Here is a 19,667-nt window from a genome sequence, read left to right on the forward strand (position 1 = left end):
TAATTACGAATTCTTTTTAAGTAGCTCTATTTGCTGTAAAACTGCTTCGGCTTCTGAAACTTTACTGTCACTGAGTTTTCTGTTGGTTGTGGACAGTTTAAAAGATTCTTCCATTAATTTTTTGTACTGAGCATGTAGTTTTTCGGCCTTGGATTTTCTGTTGAATATATTAAACATAATTTTCGTTTGATTTATATTAGTTCGATTGTATCAATTAAAAGTTCAAAGTTTTCATCTTTTTTATTAGCGATCAGAAATGCAATTTGTTCTATATAGTTATGGGAAAAATTTGGAATGTCCAGTTTTCTTCCCCTTAAAGAGGGATACATATTTTTTAAATCTATTTCTATATTTTCCCACGTGTTGGCAGTTGAAAATGTAGCGATATAGGAGTAGTAATTATCTGCATTATCCTTAATTCTAAACTGATAATCTTTACCATCTCCTTTCAACCTAATTCTGATTTTCGAGTATTTTGCGACGTTCAATTTGTTGAATTGATAACGAACCGATGAAAATCCGCCATTATTTGCCACGGATACCTGTCCTTTAAAAACCCCAAAACCATTGGCGTTCAGTTTAATCTCACTTGTTGATTTACCACCCATTACTGCATCGTCAACAATACCCCAATCTTGAAGATTTGACTCTTTATTAAAATCGAAAATTATTTTAGTGTTCATTCCTTGAAATAGTATTAGAATAAAGATGAAATATTTCATTGTAGCGATATTCTTGTTCAATAAAAACTAAGCAAAGTTAAACAAAAATAGATAACACGATGATTTATTGGGTATTATTTAGCTTTTTTACCAAGGAATAGTTGAATGTGTTTTTAAAAATAACAACATAAAAGACTAAAATGTATTATTTATGATTTTTATCATAAAATGGTCTTTTTAGATAGCTTTTCTTTACCGCATTTTCAATCCTAATATTTTTTTAATGCAGACTACCAGTCCACACAGTTTTCATATTCCCGTAATGGGTATTGCTTTTACCATTGATTCGCCTATAAAAGTTGCTCATTTTGGTATAAATAGTACGCTTTCTATTATTGAAGATAATTTAATAGAGGTAATGCGAAAATACTACTACCAGCAAAACAACGAGCCCTATGTGCCTATTTCAGAAAAGGAACCGGATTCGCGGGCGAGACGCATTACCGATTATTTAAATTTAATGCAGCGAATTGTAACCTCTAAAATGGAGCGGTTAAAACATTCAGCTTTTGAAACTGGTTCTGATATTGTGAAATATTTTGAAATGCTTCCAGATAGTAGTGTGTTGAAGGAAAAATACCATGAGTGGTTTTCGCTTTCTGATAGCACAGAAAAGCAGAATGCCGAAAAATTGCTACGCGAAAGTTTGGTTCCCGGTGCTATTGAGGTAAATATTATGACCAAGGTAGATAAGGACCAACTAGACAAAAACAAAGAACCTATTGAAAACGGATCGGATGCCATTACGGCCTTAAAGGGATACGCAGATTGCAATTTAGGCAATTCGGCCGTTGTGCTGTCGGCGGGAATGAATCCGCGTTTGTACAATTATATGGAAGGCTTTACAGCGTTTGATGCTTATAAATTGGGTGGTTTTTATAAAAAGGTAATTATTAAGGTAAGCGATTACCGTTCGGCATTGATTCAAGGTAAATACTTGGCTAAAAAGGGAATTTGGGTAAGTGAATTTAGAATTGAATCGGGCTTAAATTGTGGCGGTCACGTTTTTGCCACACAGGGTTTGCTTATGGGGCCGATTCTTCAAGAATTTAAGGAAAAGAAGCAAGAATTGCAGGATAGCCTATTTGAACTTTATAACCCCGCAATTAAGGCAAAAGGGAAGCCCAGTTTTGGTAAACCACATCCGATAAGGATTACCGTACAGGGTGGAATTGGAACCAGCGAAGAAGATACATTGCTAAAAAAGTATTACAACGTAGATGGTACTGGGTGGGGAACGCCATTTTTACTGTGTCCTGAAGCTACTACTGTAGATGAGAAAACCTTGGAGCTATTGGCAAAATCTAAAGAAAACGATGTGGTTAGAAGTAAAGCCTCGCCATTGGGAGTTGAATTTAATTATTTAAGGGGCACCACCGCAGAAACGGAACGTTTAAACAGAATTGGAAAGGATAAACCCGGTAGTCCGTGTACAGAAAAGCTGTTGGAATCTAATACTGAATTTACAAAAACTCCAATTTGTACAGCTTCTTCCAAGTATCAAAAACTAAAATTAGCGCAGTTAAAGACTTTAAATATCTCAAAACAGGATTATGATAAACAAGTAGAAGACGTGTTAAGTAAAGAATGTCTTTGTATTGGGTTAAGCAACGCGGCACCAGCGCTTTACGAGGTGCCTTTTCTAAAAAAATTGCCTGCCGTTACTATTTGTCCGGGGCCAAATATTATAAACTTCTCCAAAACCACCAGCCTCCGCGAGATGACAGATCATATTTACGGTAGAGCGGATATTATGCAAAAGCCCAATCGCGCTGCATTATTTGTCACTGAACTTAGACTATATATAGACTTTCTAAAAAAAGAGATAGAGGGCGTTACTTCGCCTACTGTGCGCGACTATAAATCTTGGGATAAATTTAGCCAGAATCTATTGGATGGCATTGAACACTATCAAAACTTGACGATAAATTATATTTTGGAAAATGCTATAAAATTTAAAAGGGAATTAGATTTTGCTAAAGTTGAAATTTTAAAAGTTCGCGATTCTCAGTTGCAGTTGGGATAGTGGGATTAGGTAAATTCGGCTTATTAGAATAGAGTGGCTTTGAGTAGCCTAAACCGGTTTGTTTTTTAAAATTATTTTGGCGTGGGGTGTTTGCCGTTACTATTGATTACTTCTTAAAAAATTGTGAAAATCCACTCTAAATATGACAATGGTCATAAATAATTTTTGGTGAATGTTTTTATTTTGCTATTAAGATATTTTAGTCTTAATATATAACTTAAAACCAACCAATATGCTATCCAAACAACAAGCGCGGGCATTTTTCCTCGGTGGAACGCTCGTAACATTCCTGATTTTTATTGGTCTTACCATTTACTCCTTTAGCGATGGAAACGACCAGACCAACTATGAAAACATTACCGAACAAGTAGTACGCGGTAAGGTTATCTGGGAGGAGAACAACTGCATGGGTTGCCACACCATTCTCGGCGAAGGTGGCTATTATGCCCCTGAACTTACCAAAGTTGTTGAACGTAGAGGCGAAGGTCTAATAAAGGCAATTCTTATGTCGCCCGTGCCTTGGGAGCCAAACGGTAGAAAAATGGTGGCTTATGGTTTCACGGCCGAAGAGGCCGATGACGTCATCGCATTTTTTAATTGGATTGGCGAAATAGACTTAAATGGTTTTGACCGCATAGTATCGCCTTTAGCGAAAGACAAACAATTACTTAATAACCAATCTGAAAATTAATATTATGAAATATAAATCTCAAAAAGTAGCTTATTGGTTTTTCGCACTTTCAATGCTGTTACTCGTACTTCAAATAACCTATGGTTTTATTATGGGTTTTGCCCGTATCGGGATGGATGGGCTTCACGAATTTATTCCTTTTAACACGGCACGTGCCGTTCATACCAATCTCTTGGTGGTTTGGTTGCTCTCCGGGTTTATGGGAGCTGCCTACTATATTATTCCTGAAGAAGCCCAGCGCGAACTCGTAAGTGTAAAGTTGGCGTATGTGCAGCTTATTTCACTTGCAGCGGTTGGCGTGGCTGCAATTGTGGGCTATCACTTTAACTGGTGGGAAGGCCGTAAATTTTTGGAAATTCCGCGGCAGCTTGACTATTTAGTGGTTTTAAACGTACTGCTATTTTTAGCATTAATACTTCTGACACTTTTTAAAGGAAAACGAAAAACTACCACAGCATTGGTGCTCTCAATGGGGCTGCTATTTGCGGCATTATTATACATTCCCGGAATGTTACCATTTGACAGTCAGGTAACCGACAGCTTTTTTCGCTGGTGGGTAGTTCACCTTTGGGTTGAAGGCGTTTGGGAACTTATTATGGGCGGTATTCTGGCCTTCCTATTAATTAAACTTACGGGAGTTGATCGAGAAGTTATTGAAAAATGGCTTTATGTAATCGTTGGCCTGACCTTTCTTTCTGGAGTACTGGGCACCGGCCACCACTACTATTATATTGGCGTAAATAAAATCTGGCTGATCGTTGGTGGAATTTTCTCAGCCTTGGAACCTTTGGCCTTCCTTGCAATGGCACTTTTTGCGGTAAATATGTACCGCAAAGGAGAGAAAAAACACCCTAACAAAATTGCCTTATTCTGGACGTTGGGTGCCGCAATTGTATCGTTTGTGGGCGCAGGACTTTTAGGGTTTGCACACACGCTGCCACAAACAAACCTTTATACCCACGGAACCTTGGTAACTGCAATGCACGGACACTTGGCCTTTTGGGGAGCTTATGCAATGATTGTTTTAGCAATTATAAGCTATAGTTTGCCGAATATGACCGGGCGTAAGTATTATGACGGCGTACGTGGTCGCGTGGCGTTCTGGACATCAAATATTGGAATGATAGGAATGACGATGGCTTTTGGTGTAGCCGGCGTGGCACAGGTTTATTTGGAACGAAAATTTGGCATGGAATTTATGGCAGTTCAAAAGGAAATAAGCATCCATTTTGTAGTGTTGATTATCTGCGCCAGTTTATTTGCCGTGGGAATTTTAACCTATATCTATGACTTTTACAAACACGGTCGTCCAACAGATGAAGCTTTGGAAAAAGCTGAACACGAATATTTATAATTGATAAAGGGTCTGAATTCGGTTACGCTCTTATACCTAAAAACGCCTGGAAAGTTCAACTTCACGTAAAACACTTAAAGTTTCTTTCCAAAAAGAACCGTTTTTCAGACCTTTTAAATAGCTATTTTAAGAAGAGAAAATTATGTCCACAATAGATACTAATATCATAAGATCAGAAACGAAGGTTTCTTATAAAACCATACCCTTTTACAAACCCATAGATCGCGAAGTTGAAGTTTTTCAGCACGCGTTTAAAAACAAATTGCCCATTTTGCTGAAAGGCCCCACGGGAACTGGAAAAACCAGGTTTGTAGATTTTATGGCGCATCAATTGGAGCAGTCGCTTTTAACGGTTTCCTGTCATGAGGAAACTTCTTCCACAGACCTTATTGGCCGCTATATAATCAAAGGCGCCGAAACTATTTGGGTGGACGGGCCGTTGACCAAAGCGGTAAAAGAAGGTGCAATTCTATATTTAGATGAAATCGCCGAAGCTCGCCCAGACGTTGTGGTTGCCATACATTCACTCACAGATCACAGAAAGGAATTGTATATAGACAAACTGGGCATTACCGTAGAAGCCCATCCGGATTTTATGCTCGTGGCTTCCTTTAATCCAGGATATCAAAAGGGTTTTAAAGAGCTGAAACCTTCTACCCGCCAACGTTTTGTGGCGCTTTCGTTTCAATATCCCACTGCAAAGGATGAAACCGAAATTGTGTACACGGAAACTGGTTTGGACAAAGACACCTCCAAAAAATTGGTAAACATTGCCAATAAAATTCGCAATCTAACTGAATTGGGACTTACCGAAACCGTCTCCACCCGTTTGTTGGTAGATGCGGCAATGCTTATAAACAGCGGACTTCCCAAACGACTTTCCGTAAAAGTGGCAATTGTGGAACCATTGACCGATGATCTTGAAATTACCCAAGCACTAACAGATCTGTGCGATTTGATGATTTAAGAAAAAACCATGTTCGAACCCGATGAGTTTATCTTTGCCAAGGTTGCAAAATTTCTAAAGCGCAGAAAAAAAAGTGCTAAGGAAGCAATTGCGCACACCGTAAAACTTTGTGAAATAAAGCCTCGGCTCACTTTGGTGGCACGTGCCGTAACCTGTCATCCCATCGAAATTTTTGAGGCAGAGCAGGAGGGTGGTTATAAAAACAACGCTTTCTTTTTGCCCGAACGATTTTCAGGGTTTGATACTTCGGAAAAAAATCTGGCTTTTTATATTTTTAGGACGCTATATCTTTCAATTCAAAAAAGTTTTCAGCTTAATTATGAATTGGGCGAGGAGCATACCTTGGAAGAGGCGCGGCAAATTTCCGAAGAAAATGCTGAAAAAGTATTAACTGAAATTTTTAATCAATTTCCCGGAACGGAGCAGATTTATAACGAACTGAAACTTCACTTTGAAAAAAACGCTTCGGAAAAAAATCCGCCCGACTATTCCTATATTTATGGGAAATGGATGGCGAATTCGCCTGAAACACCAAAGAAAAAAGTACTTCAGAATATTTCAGAAAAAGTAAAAACCGCCATTGAAGAAGAGATAAATACTATTTTGAAAGCCAATGCGGTAGAAGAAATAAAATCTATTGAAGTTGACAAAAAAGCACAGGAAGATTATGTGCTCACCCACAACTTTGAAAAAGCCGAAACCGCAGAAGAGTGGGAAGGCGGTTGGCGCGATTTTGATGGCGATGACGAGCTGGACGACCACGCAAATGCGCTGGAAGATTTAAATATGAAACAAACCGTGCGGGTAGACGATCCCACGCATTCTATTTATCAGGCCGAGTTTATTGAAAATACAACCATTTCTGAAAGTGCGGAAATAGAAAATGCCAACTACAACATTTTGTATGACGAATGGGATTATTCCAAACGCACTTATAAAACAGATTTTTGCAAGGTTTATCCGCAAACACAAACCGAAACCGATTCTGATTATTATATAAATACTTTAAGGGAACACGCAACAACCTTGATGGGGCTTCGGAAAATGCTTACTTCGGTAAATAATAAATACCAACAGCAACGCAGGCAGTTGCAGGGCGAGGAGTTTGACCTTGATGCGCTCACAGATTTGTATGTGGACGTTCATTCGGGCCACACGCCTTCGGAAAATATCTATCTCTCAAAACGCAAAAAAGAAAAAGACCTTTCTATTTTGATGCTTTTGGACAGCAGCCTTTCCAGCGATGGCTATGCTGCAGACAATCGGGTAATAGATGTGGAAAAACAGGTTTCAATCATTTTTGGGGAAATTTTGGAGGAATTCAACGTAGATTTTTCTATTGCCGGTTTTCATTCCAAAACCCGGAACCACAGCACATATTTAACCTTAAAAAATTTTGATGAGCCGTGGCAGAAGGCAAAGCAAAAAGTTGGCGCCTTGCAACCCAGCGGTTATACGCGAATTGGTACGGCATTGCGACATTCGGGTGCTTTGCTGGATAAACGTGACACAAAAAACAAATGGGTAATTCTTATTTCAGATGGAAAACCCAATGATTACGATAAGTACGAAGGCAAATACGGCATAAATGATGTAAAGCAGGCGCTACGTGAATTGAACCAGCGGAATATAAATTCGTATGCGTTGGCCATTGAAGCGCAGGCAAAATATTATTTGCCGCAGATGTTTGGGCAGAACCATTTTCAGATTTTGACTACACCGGTAGAACTGCTGCAATCGCTTGTAAAATTGTACGATAAAATAAAACACCAAAGTTAATATGAAAACTACGGCAACAATAGATTACAAAAACATATTTTACCCACCAGGCGGCATATTGCTGTGGATTGTTATTTATTTGGAACTGGTAACTTTTGGCATTGCATTGGTTTTTATGGCGATAAATGCAAAAGCCGAACCCGAAATATTTCACGAATCGCGCTTAATGCTCAATACGGCTTATGGCGCAATAAATACCGTATTTTTACTTAGTAGCGGATGGTGCATGGCGCAGTCGGTTCATTTTTTGAAACGTCGAAATTTTAGTAAAAGCAAATTGTTTTTAAAGCTAACCATGCTTGGTGGCGTACTTTTCTTGGTATTGAAAGGAGTGGAATATTACGATAAAGTGGAAGCCGGCCTTACTATCGGCTACAATGCCTTCTTTGGTTATTATTGGATGCTTACGCTATTTCACCTAATTCACGTTGTAGTGGGCATCATTATTTTGCTTGTTTTGGGAAGAACCCTCAGCAAAAAACCCGAAACCCTAAAAGTAGAAGATTATGAATCGGGCGCGGCCTTTTGGCATATGTGCGATTTGATTTGGCTACTTCTTTTTCCAATAATTTATTTATTATTCTAAAAAATGGAACGCACTTTTAACATCACTTGGCTTATTTTAATTGGGCTTACAATTCTGTCTGCAGTTTTTGCGAATCTGGATTTGGCTAATGTTGCATTAATTATTTTGGCTTTGTCTTTTCTAAAATTTATCGGGGTTGCTTTTTTCTTTATGGAACTTAAAAAAGCCAATGCTTTTTGGAAGGTACTTTTGGTGGCGTTCTTGGGGTTACTGCTAGTTGTGGTTTGGGCGATTTAGCGAATTATAAGATTTTTGTAAGTGAGTATAAAGAAACAATGATTTAACTATAATTTTGACAAGAAAACTTTTCAGTCGTAATGGAAGCGGCATTTTGCAATTAATATTTCACCCTCTTTAAATTTATAAATTAGCCTATGTTCGCTATCAATTCGCCTAGACCAGAAGCCAGCGTATTTGTGTTTTAAAGGTTCAGGTTTTCCAATGCCATCAAAAGGATTTCGAGCGATATCTTTTAGAATTTCATTTATTTTTTTCAACTTCTTTTTGTCGGTTTTTTGCCAATACAGATAATCTTCCCAAGATTCGTCGACAAAAATATACTTCATTTTAATCTTCGATTAGTTCTTTGTTAAAAGTAGATCCGCTATTAAGTTTGTCAATTGCAGAATCTAATCTCCTTTCATTCTTTCGAGAAGACAATTCGTGATTTGTAGCCATTAAGGAATTGTACTCCTGCAAAGACATGATTACTATTCCAGAATCCTTTCCGCGATTAATAATTAAAGTTTCAACGTTCTTTACAACTCGATCTAAGTACGTTTTAATATCCTTTCTAAAGTCCGAAACGGTTGTAATTTGCATAAGGTTATTTTTTAAAATTAGTACAAATTTATGTACAAAATTTGAATTATGCAATTTTCATCAAGACACTATATTATCTTGTTACAACTTGTCCAAGTATTAATTCCCACTCACCTCCCAATCCGCACTCGCGCATCTACCGCGGTGATGGCGCGTTGTGTGCCAATTAATGGGTTGATGTCCATTTCAATAATTTCGGGGGCAGCTTGGACCAATGCCGAGAGCCGCTGGATAATATCTACAAATATTTTTTCATTCGCTCCTTTTTGTCCTCTGGCGCCTTGAATTAATTTGTACCCGCGGAGTGAGTGCACCATATTTACGGCCTCGTTTTTGGAGATAGGGCTTAAGCCCGCAGAAACATCATTGAGCACTTCAATAAAAATTCCGCCCAAACCGCAAAGAATGGTGTGGTTAAATCCGGGTTCCTTCATTACGCCCACAAACAATTCCAGCCCTACTAATTGAGGCTGCACCATTACAGCAGTGGCCGAATCTATCTTCATCAATAAATCGAAAGTTTCGGCGGCTTCACCTTTATTGGCAATATTTAAAACCACGCCTTGGGCATCCGATTTGTGGAGTGGGCCAACCACTTTCATCACTACGGGAAAGTCTGTTGCTTCCATAGCTGCAAGCAATTTTTCTTTTGAATTTTCTACAATTTCATGAACCCGCGGAATTCCTGCTGCATCCAATAAATCTACGGTTTGTTTAGGAGAAAGATAGCCTTCAGTAGCGGTGTTGATGATTTTTCTAATACTTTCAATATCAATTTTTGGGAGAGATATTTTTTGCGATTGCGGCTCGGGTGTATTATAAACTTGTGCCAGAGCTTTTCCCAAAACCACTTCATCTGGAAAATGAATGTGCCCTTTCTTTAAAAAAGATTGAATTTCGCGCTGGGCGTTTACAACGGAAGGTAGAACCGGGAAAATTGGTTTGTTGCAAATTTCGAGTTTTACGCTTAAAACGTTGTACACATTTTCAACATCAAAGAGGCCCGCACTTCCAAAAACTACGACCATAGCATCTATAGAATCAAATTTATGTTCGCAATAATCTATAATGATGCCCAACTGCTCGGCGGTTCCGGTTGCCAAAAAGTCTATGGGATTGGCAATTGAAGAACCGGGATAAAGAAACGATTTCAATTTTTCTGCTTCGGGACCTGAAATTTCGGGAACTTTTAATCCGCCTTTTGAAAGCTGATCTGCCAACATTACCGCCGAACCCCCTGCGTGGGTTATAATTGCAATGTTTTTTCCTTTTAACTTTTTATAGTTGAAAATAGCTGCTACGCTCAACAATTGCTCTCTACTGCTGCAATAAACAATGCCCGCTTTGTGAAACAGCGCGCGCACCGTCATATCGCTACTGGCAATTGCTCCGGTGTGCGAAGTTGCGGCGCGACTGCCTTCTGCGGTGCTTCCCGCTTTTATGGCTGCTATTTTTGCCCCTTTTTTTATAAGAGAGGAGGCGTGTTTTAGCAATTTTTGTGGATTGGAAATGGTTTCGAGATACAGCAGTTTTATCAAGGGATCTTTTTCGGCATTAAAATTTTCATCCATATATTCCAAAATATCCTCAACGCCTGTTTGGGCTGCATTTCCAACGGAAAACACATTTGCAAAAGTAACGCCCAAGGCCATTCCCGCTTCCATGATAAAAACCGCCGTTGCGCCCGAGCCCGAGATGAGGTCGCAACCTTTTGGATTGAAAGGTGGCACCGGAGCCGTAAAAACGCCTTTGTAATTTTCGGTAATTACGCCAATGCAGTTTGGGCCAATCAGGCAACCATTAGCCGAATTGACCGTCGAAACTATCTGCTGCTCGCATTGTTTTCCCTGTTCGCCCGCTTCGCCAAAACCTGCGGAAATGATTATAAAAGCCTTCGTATTTTTTTCTTCGGCTAAAATTTTTACCGTTTCGGGACAATATTTTGCCGGAATGGCAAGAATGGCGAGGTCGGTTTGGGGAATTTCCATTACTTCAGAAAAACTTTTTATGCCCTGAACTCTTTCTTCCTTTGGATTCACCGCGTAAAGATTTCCCGCAAACCCTCCAGCAAGAATGTTTTTCAGCATATTGCCACCGGGTTTTTTTGAGTCGTTGGAAGCGCCAATTACAGTGATGCTTTTTGGGTTAAGGAGTTGTTTGTTTACCATACGGAAGAAGTTGAGTTTAAAATTGAAAATATAAGAAAAAACGATGGTTTGCCAAAAGCGAAATTAAAAGATGTTTAAGTCCTAAAAACTGATAAATATCATATTTCAGGCAGGAGGGAAGGGGTATTTTTATGGCCAAATAATTTAAATTGAAATGGTCTCCAATCCAAGGCCTTATATTTTCGTGATGGCGGTTTTACTCGTCGTTTTCAGTATTTATAATTATATAATTTATAATACTGATGGGTACGTGGCCGTAGAAAAATTATCCCCTGTGGCAGTAAAAGGCCAGCAATTGTTCCAGAGTAACCGTTGTTGGTCCTGTCATCAATTGTACGGCTTGGGTGGTTATTTGGGTCCGGATTTAACAAACGTATATTCCGCGGAAGGCAAAGGGGCAAATTACATTAAAGCGTTTTTAAACAGCGGGGTGAAGAGTATGCCGCAATTCCATTTCACCGAAGAAGAGAAGGATGCTTTGGTGGAGTATTTAAAACAGGTGGATGAAACGGGCATTTACCCAAATTACGAAGCCGAGATTGAAGCATCTGGCTGGGTAAAAATAAAGTATAGAAATGAAGAATAAAGTGCCGTTCTATTTTTTGCTGTTTGCCCTAACCGCCCTGTTTTTAGGGATGCTCTTTGGGCTTACGGCTTCGTTCCAGTATTTGTTGCCAGAGTTTTTAAAGGAAACGGTTCCCTTCTCCAAACTGCGACCCTTTCACGTTACTTCTGAAACTTCGTGGATCGTGCTCGCCGCCACGGGCAGTATCTATTTTTTTATCGCTTCGGTTGAGAAGTTTGAGCTCTTTTCGCGCAAATTGCAATCGCTGCATTTCCTACTTTTTCTGTTTACGGGCGTTGCTATTTATTTCTCTTTCGCTTTCGATTATACCGAGGGGCGGGAGTATTTCGCTTTTAAACCTATTTTAATGATTCCGATATTATTAGGTTGGATATTATTTGGAATTAATTATTTTAAGACGCTATACGCCAATATGAAGGGTTGGCCCGTCTATTATTGGATGTGGGGCACGGGCATCGTTTTTATGTGCTACCATTTGATGGAGGCGCATTTTTGGCTGTTCGATTTTTTTAGATTGAATTTTATAAAAGATTTTGCCGTACAGTGGAAATCTACCGGCTCGTTTACCGGTTCGTGGAATATGCTAGTTTATGGCATCTCCATTTATCTGATGTCTAAAATTAAAAAGGATACGGACGTTGCCACGAATAAATTGGCTTTTTTCTTCTACTTTTTGGGGTTGACCAATTTAATGTTTGGATGGGCGCACCACACCTATTTATTGCCAACCCAGCCCTGGATTCGGTATGTAGCTTACGGAATTAGTATGACGGAGTGGATTGTTTTGGCTTCGATTATTTACAATTGGAAACGTTCGGTTTTAAAGGTTGAAAAGGAAAATCACCCTATGGCGTATCGCTTTTTGCTAGCTACCGATTTTTGGATTTTTATAAATATAATCTTAGCGCTTCTGTTCTCCATTCCGGCCATTAATTTCTTTACCCATGGCACGCACGTTACCGTGGCACATTCCATGGGCACTACCATTGGCATTAACACAACGATACTTTTTTCGGCCTTGTTTTTTATTGCGCATTATGTTCGGCCACAGCTAAAAACCGACACCAAATGGGTTAAGCGCGGGTTTGTTGCTTTCAATATTTCGCTGTTTATCTTTTTTGTTTCGTTGATAATTGCTGGGGCTAAACGCAGTTATTGGATGTACGTTTCAAAAGAAGGGTCGTTTGCTGAAATGCAGGATTCGGTCGTGCCGTATTACATTTCATTTTTCATCTTCGGAATAGGGATTTTTGTTTCGCTTTTAATTGTAGCGACGCCTATTTTCAAAGCTTTGCTTCAAAAAATAAAATCATAATGGATTTACATCAAAAAATAACTGAACTGAAAAAGCAGAAAAACGCCGTCATCCTCGCGCACTATTATCAAGTGCCCGAAATTCAGGAAGTGGCAGATTATGTGGGCGATAGCTTGGGACTGTCGCAAAAAGCTGCCGAAACCGATGCCGAAATGATCGTCTTTGCTGGCGTGCATTTTATGGCAGAAACGGCCAAAATTTTGAACCCCGATAAAAAAGTTTTGTTGCCCGATTTAATGGCGGGTTGTTCGTTGGCAGATTCGTGTCCCGCCGACGCTTTTCGCACTTTGGTGAAAGCACATCCAGATCACGAGGTGATAACGTATGTGAATTGTTCTGCGGAAGTAAAAGCCTTGAGCGATATTATTTGCACCTCTTCCAACGCCGAAAAAATAGTGAATTCGGTGCCAAAGGATGTGCCAATTATTTTTGCGCCCGATAAAAATCTGGGAAAATATATTCAGAAAAAAACCGGACGTAAAATGCTGCTTTGGGATGGCGCATGTATTGTACATGAGGCTTTTTCGATGGATAAACTGTTGAAACTTTACAAAGAAAATCCGGGTTCAAAAATTATTGCGCACCCCGAAAGCGAGAGCCATATTTTGGAAACGGCAACTTATGTAGGCTCCACCGCCGGAATGATAGATTATGTGAAAAAACATCCGGCGGAAAAATTTATTGTCGCCACGGAAGCGGGTATTCTTCACAAAATGCAACAGGAAGTGCCTCAGGCCGTACTAATACCTGCTCCCGCTGAAGAAGACAACACCTGCGCTTGCAGCGAATGTGCGTTTATGAAAATGAACACTTTGCAAAAATTGTACGACTGCTTGCTGAATGAAAATCCGCAGATTGAAGTTACCGCAGAAATTCGGAAAAAAGCCATTGTGCCCATTGAGCGCATGTTGGAATTATCAAAATAGTGATGGAAACAAATTTTTTGATTATCGGGTCCGGAGCTGCAGGTTTAACACTTGCGGTAAAACTTGCTGCGAAATTTCCAAAGAAAAAAATAACAGTTGTTACAAAGGCCCACGTATCTGAATCGAATACGAAATACGCCCAAGGCGGGGTGGCAGCGGTATTCGATTTAAAAAAAGATTCTTTTCAAAAACATATTGACGATACGTTACGCGCAGGCGATGGACTTTGCGATGAGGCGGTGGTTGAAATGGTGATTACCGAAGGACCCGAACGGCTTCGCGAACTGATGGAGTGGGGTGCCAAATTTGATACCGATGCCAACGGCCAACTCACTTTGGGCAGGGAGGGCGGTCATTCAAAATTTAGGGTAATTCATCATAAAGATACTACGGGCAATGAGATTGAGCGCACACTTTTGGAACGTAGCAACAAACTGCAGAATATTACGATGCTTCCACATCATTTTGCCATTGATTTAATAACGGAGCATCATTTTTTAGAAGAGAAGAACGAAAATCTCTCGTGTTATGGAGCTTATGTTTTGGACCAGATTTCAGGAAATATTTTTACAATAAAAGCAGATTGCACTACGTTGGCTTCGGGCGGAATGGGGCAAGTTTACGGCCATACCACCAATCCCACTGTTGCAACCGGCGACGGTATTGCAATGGCGTATCGGGCAACAGCGAGAATACAGAATATGGAATTTATCCAGTTTCATCCCACGGCACTTTACGACGGAAAAAATCAATCTTCTTTTTTAATTTCGGAAGCCGTACGGGGGTTTGGAGCTTTTCTTCGTAATAAAATCGGAGAGCGATTTATGTTTAATTACGATGCTCGAGGCGAATTGGCATCGCGCGATATTGTTTCGCGCGCCATCGATTCAGAAATGAAAAATTCTGGCGATGACTGTGTTTACTTGGATTGTACCCATTTGAACATCGACGATTTCAAAAAACACTTTCCGAATATTTATGAAACTTGTTTGCAGCGAAATAAAAATATTGCGAAGGATTGGATTCCGGTAGTGCCAGCATCGCATTATTTGTGCGGCGGGGTGGTTGTGGATGTGGATGGCAGAACTTCTTTACAAAATCTTTTTGCTTGCGGAGAATGTTCGTACACAGGTTTGCACGGCGCTAATAGGCTGGCATCCAACTCGTTGTTAGAGGCATTGGTTTATGCAGATAGAATTTTTAAATACCTCTGTAAACACCAGCCCTGGCAAACGACCAAAGACATTCCGGAATGGAATGATGCAGGGACGGTTTTATTGAAGGATGTTGAAATTCTTCAACAGAAAACGGTCCAATTACAATCTCTAATGCGGCGATTTGCAGGTGTAGTTCGAAATAATAAAGATTTAAAAAAAGCATCCATTCAACTTGAAATGTTGTATTTTGAAGCGGAGGCACTTTACCAAAAACACAAACTAAACACGAGTCTTTCAGAGCTTCGGAATATGGTAAACGTGGCCCATTTGATTATTCAGCAATCATTAATTCGTAAAGAAAACCGCGGTGGATATTTTAATGAAGATTATAATAAAGAATCTGTAGAAAATATAGTAAACGACAAAATATAGTTGATTGAATGACCTCTCGACTTCGCTCGAGGGGACATATTTAAAAAAAATTAAAGTAAAGAAATAAGATGAAAAATTTGATAGAAAGCTCCGTAAACAAAGCAATGGATTATTCCGAATACAACTTGCTTTTCAAGCAATTGGTTGAAGAAGGCAGAACCACTGGCGAACAAACACAAGAGAAAATCGATTACACAAAGCTGAATTTCAGTCGCACAAAGCGTTTGGACAAAACCGCTATAATTTCTGAAGAAAGTATGGAAGTTTTTAAAAATGTTTCAGAAAAACAAACTTGGTTGGTAATCAGCGAACCCTGGTGTGGCGATGCCGCGCAAACGCTTCCGTTTCTAAATAAAATTGCACAACTTTCAGAAAACATCGATTTAAAAATTGTGCTTCGCGATGAAAACCCGGAATTGATGGATGAGTTTTTGACAAATGGTTCGCGCTCCATCCCCGTGGTTATTATGCTCGATGCAGACTTCAACGTAATCAATACTTTTGGTCCACGCTCGAAGGCCGCGACAAAATTGGTTGCTGATTACAAGGAACGTCACGGGAAAATAGACGATGCCTTTAAGGAGATGCTGCAGAATTGGTATAATAATGATAAGGGAATTTCAATAATTAATGATATGTTGGAAACCCTGAATGTAAAAGCGTAAAAAAACAAGACGACGATTTGACCCACGACCGCTTCGCTACAAGACCCACGACAAAAAGAATAATTACTATTACTCGGGTTTCTAACCGTTGTGCTTCCAACAGTCGTAATTTCAACGGTCGTGGCACCAACCGTCGTGGCTCCAACCGTCGTGGCTCAAAAGTTCAATTTCCAAAAAATCTGACCAAAGTCATTTCAGGAACAGTTTAGATTCCCAACTTTTGCACAAAAGTTAAAATTATGCAAATTGTTTCCGCCCAAGAGGCTGTATCTATAGTAAAATCTAATAATCGCGTGTTTTTTCAGGGTGCTGCGATGACTCCAAATTTGTTGATAGACACTCTGTGTGAGCGCTATCAGGAACTGAAAAACGTTGAAATTATCCAAATTCACACCCACGGCCAGGCGTTGTTTACGCAGGCGCCATATACCGATGCTTTTAAACTTTCAAGCTGTTTTGTGGGCGATAATGTTCGGAAAGGTGTGAATACAATTCACGGCGATTATATTCCCGTTTTTTTGAGTGAAATCCATTGGCTTTTCAGAAGAAATATCCTTCCATTAGATGTGGCCTTCATTCAAGTTTCTACGCCAGACAAGCACGGCTACTGTTCTTTGGGAGTTTCGGTAGATGTTACCTTGCCTGCAATTCAGACTGCAAAACACGTGGTGGCCCTTATTAATCCCAATGTGCCAAGAACCCACGGCGATGGCATAATTCATATAAGTAGTATAGATTTTGGAGTAGAAATAAATACTCCAATCTACGCTTCTGTTTTAGGGGAACCCTCAGAAATTGAAGCAACAATAGGTAGAAATGTAGCCGCATTGGTTGAAGATGGCGCCACCTTGCAAATGGGCATCGGGAATATTCCAAATGCGGTACTTCATAATTTGGGCAATCACAAAAGATTGGGAATCCATACCGAAATGTTCAGCGACGGAATACTCCCTCTGGTAGAAAAGGGAATTATTACAGGCGAAGACAAGGAAATAAAGACTGGTAAAATAGTAACCTGTTTCGCTATGGGCACCAAAAAATTATACGATTTTATTGATGATAACCCAATAGTTCATTTTAAGGAAGCTGGCTATACAAACGATACTGCAATAATTCGTCGTAATCCAAAAGTTACCGCCATAAACAGTGCCATTGAAATAGATTTAACGGGGCAGGTTTGCGCAGATAGTATAGGAATGTATCAATATTCTGGCGTGGGTGGACAGATGGATTTTATTCGCGGTGCTTCGCTTTCGGAAGGAGGGAAGCCCATTATTGCTATGCCGTCAGTTACTAATAAGGGGATATCAAAAATCACCCCATTCTTAAAGGAAGGAGCCAGCGTAACAACTACTAGGGCGCACGTACATTACGTAGTTACGGAATACGGGGTTGTAAACTTATATGGAAAAGGATTGGAACAACGGGCCAAAGCATTGATTTCCATAGCACACCCCGATCATCGTGAGGCTTTGGAGCGGGAAGCTAAAAAACGCTTTCACAATTAATTCTGTTTATTAGAATTATTAAGATTTTAAATTTTGCATTTTTTTAAGATAGTTTAGTCCTTGAATACGAGGGTTATTAGCTATTTTTGGAGAAAATACAAAATATGTTTTCGAAAGCCTGTGAATATGGCATTAGAGCGGTACTATTTATCGCGCAGCAGTCTAAGAAAGATTTGCGTCCTAATATCACTGAAATTGCTAAAGCGGTAAATTCGCCCGAACCATTTACAGCAAAAGTTTGCCAACAGCTAGCTCGGGAGGGTATAATCCTTTCTAAAAAAGGTCCTAATGGCGGTTTTTATCTAGAAAAGGATTCTACCGTTAAGTTGGCCGATATAGTTACAGTTATTGATGGCGATAAAATTTTCACGGGTTGCAGCTTGGGATTACCCGAATGTTCTTCAGAACGTCCTTGTCCGGTTCACGATCAATTTATGGGCGTACGCGATGGTTTAAAACATATGTGTGAAAATACCTTTGTGATGGATTTGGCTTCAAATTTGGAAGAAGGCGAAACTTTCTTAAAGTTATAAGCTTTTCATATAGTACAATCAAACAATATTGCTTTATAATTTATTTCTGATATATTTATCAGAAATAGGAATTTTATATACCTTTGTAAATGATAGAAGTAAGCTATGTTTTCAAAAGCGTGTCAGTACGGAATTAAAGCGTCGGTGTATATAGCCTCGCAGTCGGAGTTGGGCAATCGCGTTAGTTTACGGGAGATAGCCTATAATGTAAATTCACCTGAGGCATTTACAGCAAAAATACTTCACCAACTGGCAAAGCAAAACATTTTAACTTCCTTGAAAGGCCCAACTGGAGGCTTTGAAATACCAAAGGGGAGGGCAGCGCAGATAAAATTATGCAATATTGTATCGGCTATTGATGGTGATTCTATTTATGTAGGATGCGCACTTGGTTTTGACCGGTGTGATGCTCGCCAACCTTGCCCAATGCACAATAAGTTTGTTGATATTAGAGATAATTTAAGAGAAATGCTTGAAAATACGAGTCTTCTGGAATTGGCAAACGGACTGGATGTAGGAATGTCGTTTTTAAAGCGGTAAAAAAATTTAATTCTATTTATGATAAAAATGTCAGAATTATTTTTTTAAGAATTAAAATTTCAAAATACTTTTTTACAACTGTACACCATAAAGGCATTTTACACGAAGGTTTAAACCTGTTTAAGGTTAATACATTGAGATTGCGTATTTTAGTCTGTTTAGAGTAAAAGAAGGAAAAACATTAAAATTTATGACTATGAAAAACGAGCCTGTAAAAATTAGCCAAATACAACATCTAACGCACGATGTGTTACAAATTGTAACAGAAAAACCGGCGGAAGCCCACTTTAAACCAGGTCAAGCTACCGAAATTTTTATTGATAAACCGGGTTGGCAGAATGAGGGAAGACCGTTTACATTTACTTGTTTGCCAACAGATGGGTATTTGGAATTTGCCATAAAAACTTATCCCGAACACGAGGGAGTTACTAATGAGCTACTTAGTTTAAAAATGGGGGACAGGTTAATTGTGAATGAAATTTTTGGTGCGATTGAATATAAAGGCGAAGGAATATTTATCGCCGGTGGCGCAGGAGTTACGCCGTTTATTTCCATTTTTCGAGATTTAGATACAAAAAATAAATTAGGCGCGAACAAACTTATTTTTGCAAATAAGACTGTGGAAGATATTATTTTGAAAAACGAATTTCAAGAAATGCTTGGTGAGAACTTTATTAATATTCTTTCCAAAGAAAAAACCGAGAAATACGCCCACGGTCAGATTTCGGAAGATTTTATTAAAAAGCACGGTGGCTCATTGAACTCCTATTTTTATCTATGCGGCCCCCCACCAATGATGGATGCCGTTGAAAAACATTTGGCACACTTAAATGTACCTACTGATAAAGTAATAAAAGAGGCGTTTTAATATATTCAGCCACAATTTTAAG

At 39.4% G+C, this 19,667-nt stretch carries 21 protein-coding genes; 16 read left to right on the forward strand and 5 right to left on the reverse strand.

The genetic code is table 11. From position 1 onward, the window contains the following. Positions 1 to 3: 3 nt before the first annotated feature. Together VZD24_RS01050 and VZD24_RS01055 are read right to left on the reverse strand one after the other, a co-directional pair. On the reverse strand, positions 4 to 177 hold the full coding sequence (locus VZD24_RS01050; RefSeq protein WP_279447586.1) for a Lacal_2735 family protein: 174 nt from the start codon (positions 175 to 177) through the stop codon (positions 4 to 6). A gap of 14 nt (positions 178 to 191) precedes the next feature. Then, the gene (locus VZD24_RS01055) at positions 192 to 722 is read right to left on the reverse strand and encodes a CIA30 family protein (RefSeq protein ID WP_342686586.1); all 531 of its coding nucleotides are present in this window, start codon (positions 720 to 722) and stop codon (positions 192 to 194) included. A gap of 223 nt (positions 723 to 945) precedes the next feature. Here VZD24_RS01055 and VZD24_RS01060 point away from each other — a divergent pair, with 223 nt between their 5' ends. From VZD24_RS01060 to VZD24_RS01090, 7 genes are all read left to right on the forward strand, one after another. Then, the gene (locus VZD24_RS01060; RefSeq protein WP_342686585.1) at positions 946 to 2,748 is read left to right on the forward strand and encodes a hypothetical protein; all 1,803 of its coding nucleotides are present in this window, start codon (positions 946 to 948) and stop codon (positions 2,746 to 2,748) included. Positions 2,749 to 2,980: 232 nt separating this feature from the next. After that, positions 2,981 to 3,439: a c-type cytochrome gene (locus VZD24_RS01065; RefSeq protein ID WP_279447589.1), complete on the forward strand. Its 459-nt coding sequence runs from the start codon at positions 2,981 to 2,983 to the stop codon at positions 3,437 to 3,439. 4 nt (positions 3,440 to 3,443) lie between these two features. Then, a complete protein-coding gene (locus VZD24_RS01070) occupies positions 3,444 to 4,793 on the forward strand; it encodes a cbb3-type cytochrome c oxidase subunit I (RefSeq protein ID WP_342686584.1) in 1,350 nt (449 codons plus the stop codon). A 142-nt stretch (positions 4,794 to 4,935) separates the two neighbouring features. Further along, entirely contained in the window at positions 4,936 to 5,760 is an 825-nt protein-coding gene (locus tag VZD24_RS01075; protein ID WP_342686583.1) for a CbbQ/NirQ/NorQ/GpvN family protein, read from the forward strand. Between the two features lie 9 nt (positions 5,761 to 5,769). Further along, positions 5,770 to 7,539 (forward strand): nitric oxide reductase activation protein NorD, encoded by a 1,770-nt coding sequence (locus VZD24_RS01080; RefSeq protein ID WP_342686582.1) that lies wholly within the window; start codon positions 5,770 to 5,772, stop codon positions 7,537 to 7,539. A 1-nt stretch (position 7,540) separates the two neighbouring features. After that, positions 7,541 to 8,125, forward strand: coding sequence for a cytochrome c oxidase subunit 3 (locus VZD24_RS01085; protein WP_279447593.1), 585 nt, complete (start codon positions 7,541 to 7,543; stop codon positions 8,123 to 8,125). A 3-nt stretch (positions 8,126 to 8,128) separates the two neighbouring features. Beyond that, positions 8,129 to 8,362: a cytochrome C oxidase subunit IV family protein gene (locus tag VZD24_RS01090; RefSeq protein ID WP_342686581.1), complete on the forward strand. Its 234-nt coding sequence runs from the start codon at positions 8,129 to 8,131 to the stop codon at positions 8,360 to 8,362. 71 nt (positions 8,363 to 8,433) lie between these two features. Here VZD24_RS01090 and VZD24_RS01095 read toward each other — a convergent pair whose 3' ends face one another. The 3 genes from VZD24_RS01095 to VZD24_RS01105 form a co-directional block, all read right to left on the reverse strand. After that, positions 8,434 to 8,691, reverse strand: a complete 258-nt coding sequence (locus VZD24_RS01095) for a Txe/YoeB family addiction module toxin (protein WP_279447595.1) — start codon at positions 8,689 to 8,691, stop codon at positions 8,434 to 8,436. 1 nt (position 8,692) lies between these two features. Further along, the gene (locus VZD24_RS01100; protein ID WP_279447596.1) at positions 8,693 to 8,947 is read right to left on the reverse strand and encodes a type II toxin-antitoxin system Phd/YefM family antitoxin; all 255 of its coding nucleotides are present in this window, start codon (positions 8,945 to 8,947) and stop codon (positions 8,693 to 8,695) included. Positions 8,948 to 9,057: 110 nt separating this feature from the next. After that, positions 9,058 to 11,115 (reverse strand): acetate--CoA ligase family protein, encoded by a 2,058-nt coding sequence (locus VZD24_RS01105; protein WP_342686580.1) that lies wholly within the window; start codon positions 11,113 to 11,115, stop codon positions 9,058 to 9,060. A 187-nt stretch (positions 11,116 to 11,302) separates the two neighbouring features. Between VZD24_RS01105 and VZD24_RS01110 the strand changes: the two genes are divergently transcribed. The 9 genes from VZD24_RS01110 (at position 11,303) to VZD24_RS01150 (ending at position 19,645) form a co-directional block, all read left to right on the forward strand. Then, complete coding sequence (locus VZD24_RS01110; RefSeq protein WP_279447598.1) at positions 11,303 to 11,701, forward strand: c-type cytochrome; 399 nt, start codon at positions 11,303 to 11,305, stop codon at positions 11,699 to 11,701. Further along, positions 11,691 to 13,016, forward strand: coding sequence for a cbb3-type cytochrome c oxidase subunit I (locus VZD24_RS01115; protein WP_342686578.1), 1,326 nt, complete (start codon positions 11,691 to 11,693; stop codon positions 13,014 to 13,016). The genes VZD24_RS01110 and VZD24_RS01115 overlap by 11 nt, the downstream gene beginning before the upstream one ends. Further along, positions 13,016 to 13,942: a quinolinate synthase NadA gene (gene nadA / locus VZD24_RS01120; RefSeq protein ID WP_279447600.1), complete on the forward strand. Its 927-nt coding sequence runs from the start codon at positions 13,016 to 13,018 to the stop codon at positions 13,940 to 13,942. Before VZD24_RS01115 ends, nadA begins: the two co-directional genes overlap by 1 nt. Positions 13,943 to 13,944: 2 nt before the next feature. Further along, positions 13,945 to 15,531, forward strand: a complete 1,587-nt coding sequence (gene nadB / locus VZD24_RS01125) for an L-aspartate oxidase (protein WP_342686577.1) — start codon at positions 13,945 to 13,947, stop codon at positions 15,529 to 15,531. 68 nt (positions 15,532 to 15,599) lie between these two features. Beyond that, complete coding sequence (locus VZD24_RS01130; RefSeq protein WP_342686576.1) at positions 15,600 to 16,196, forward strand: thioredoxin family protein; 597 nt, start codon at positions 15,600 to 15,602, stop codon at positions 16,194 to 16,196. A gap of 239 nt (positions 16,197 to 16,435) precedes the next feature. Continuing rightward, a complete protein-coding gene (locus tag VZD24_RS01135; RefSeq protein WP_279447603.1) occupies positions 16,436 to 17,704 on the forward strand; it encodes an acetyl-CoA hydrolase/transferase family protein in 1,269 nt (422 codons plus the stop codon). A gap of 104 nt (positions 17,705 to 17,808) precedes the next feature. Then, the gene (locus VZD24_RS01140; RefSeq protein ID WP_279447604.1) at positions 17,809 to 18,237 is read left to right on the forward strand and encodes an RrF2 family transcriptional regulator; all 429 of its coding nucleotides are present in this window, start codon (positions 17,809 to 17,811) and stop codon (positions 18,235 to 18,237) included. Positions 18,238 to 18,342: 105 nt separating this feature from the next. Then, positions 18,343 to 18,777 (forward strand): RrF2 family transcriptional regulator, encoded by a 435-nt coding sequence (locus tag VZD24_RS01145; RefSeq protein WP_279447605.1) that lies wholly within the window; start codon positions 18,343 to 18,345, stop codon positions 18,775 to 18,777. A gap of 196 nt (positions 18,778 to 18,973) precedes the next feature. Then, entirely contained in the window at positions 18,974 to 19,645 is a 672-nt protein-coding gene (locus VZD24_RS01150; RefSeq protein ID WP_342686574.1) for a ferredoxin reductase domain-containing protein, read from the forward strand. The last annotated feature ends 22 nt before the right edge of the window (positions 19,646 to 19,667 follow it).

This window comes from Aequorivita flava, assembly GCF_038742595.1.
Taxonomy (GTDB): domain Bacteria; phylum Bacteroidota; class Bacteroidia; order Flavobacteriales; family Flavobacteriaceae; genus Aequorivita; species Aequorivita marisscotiae.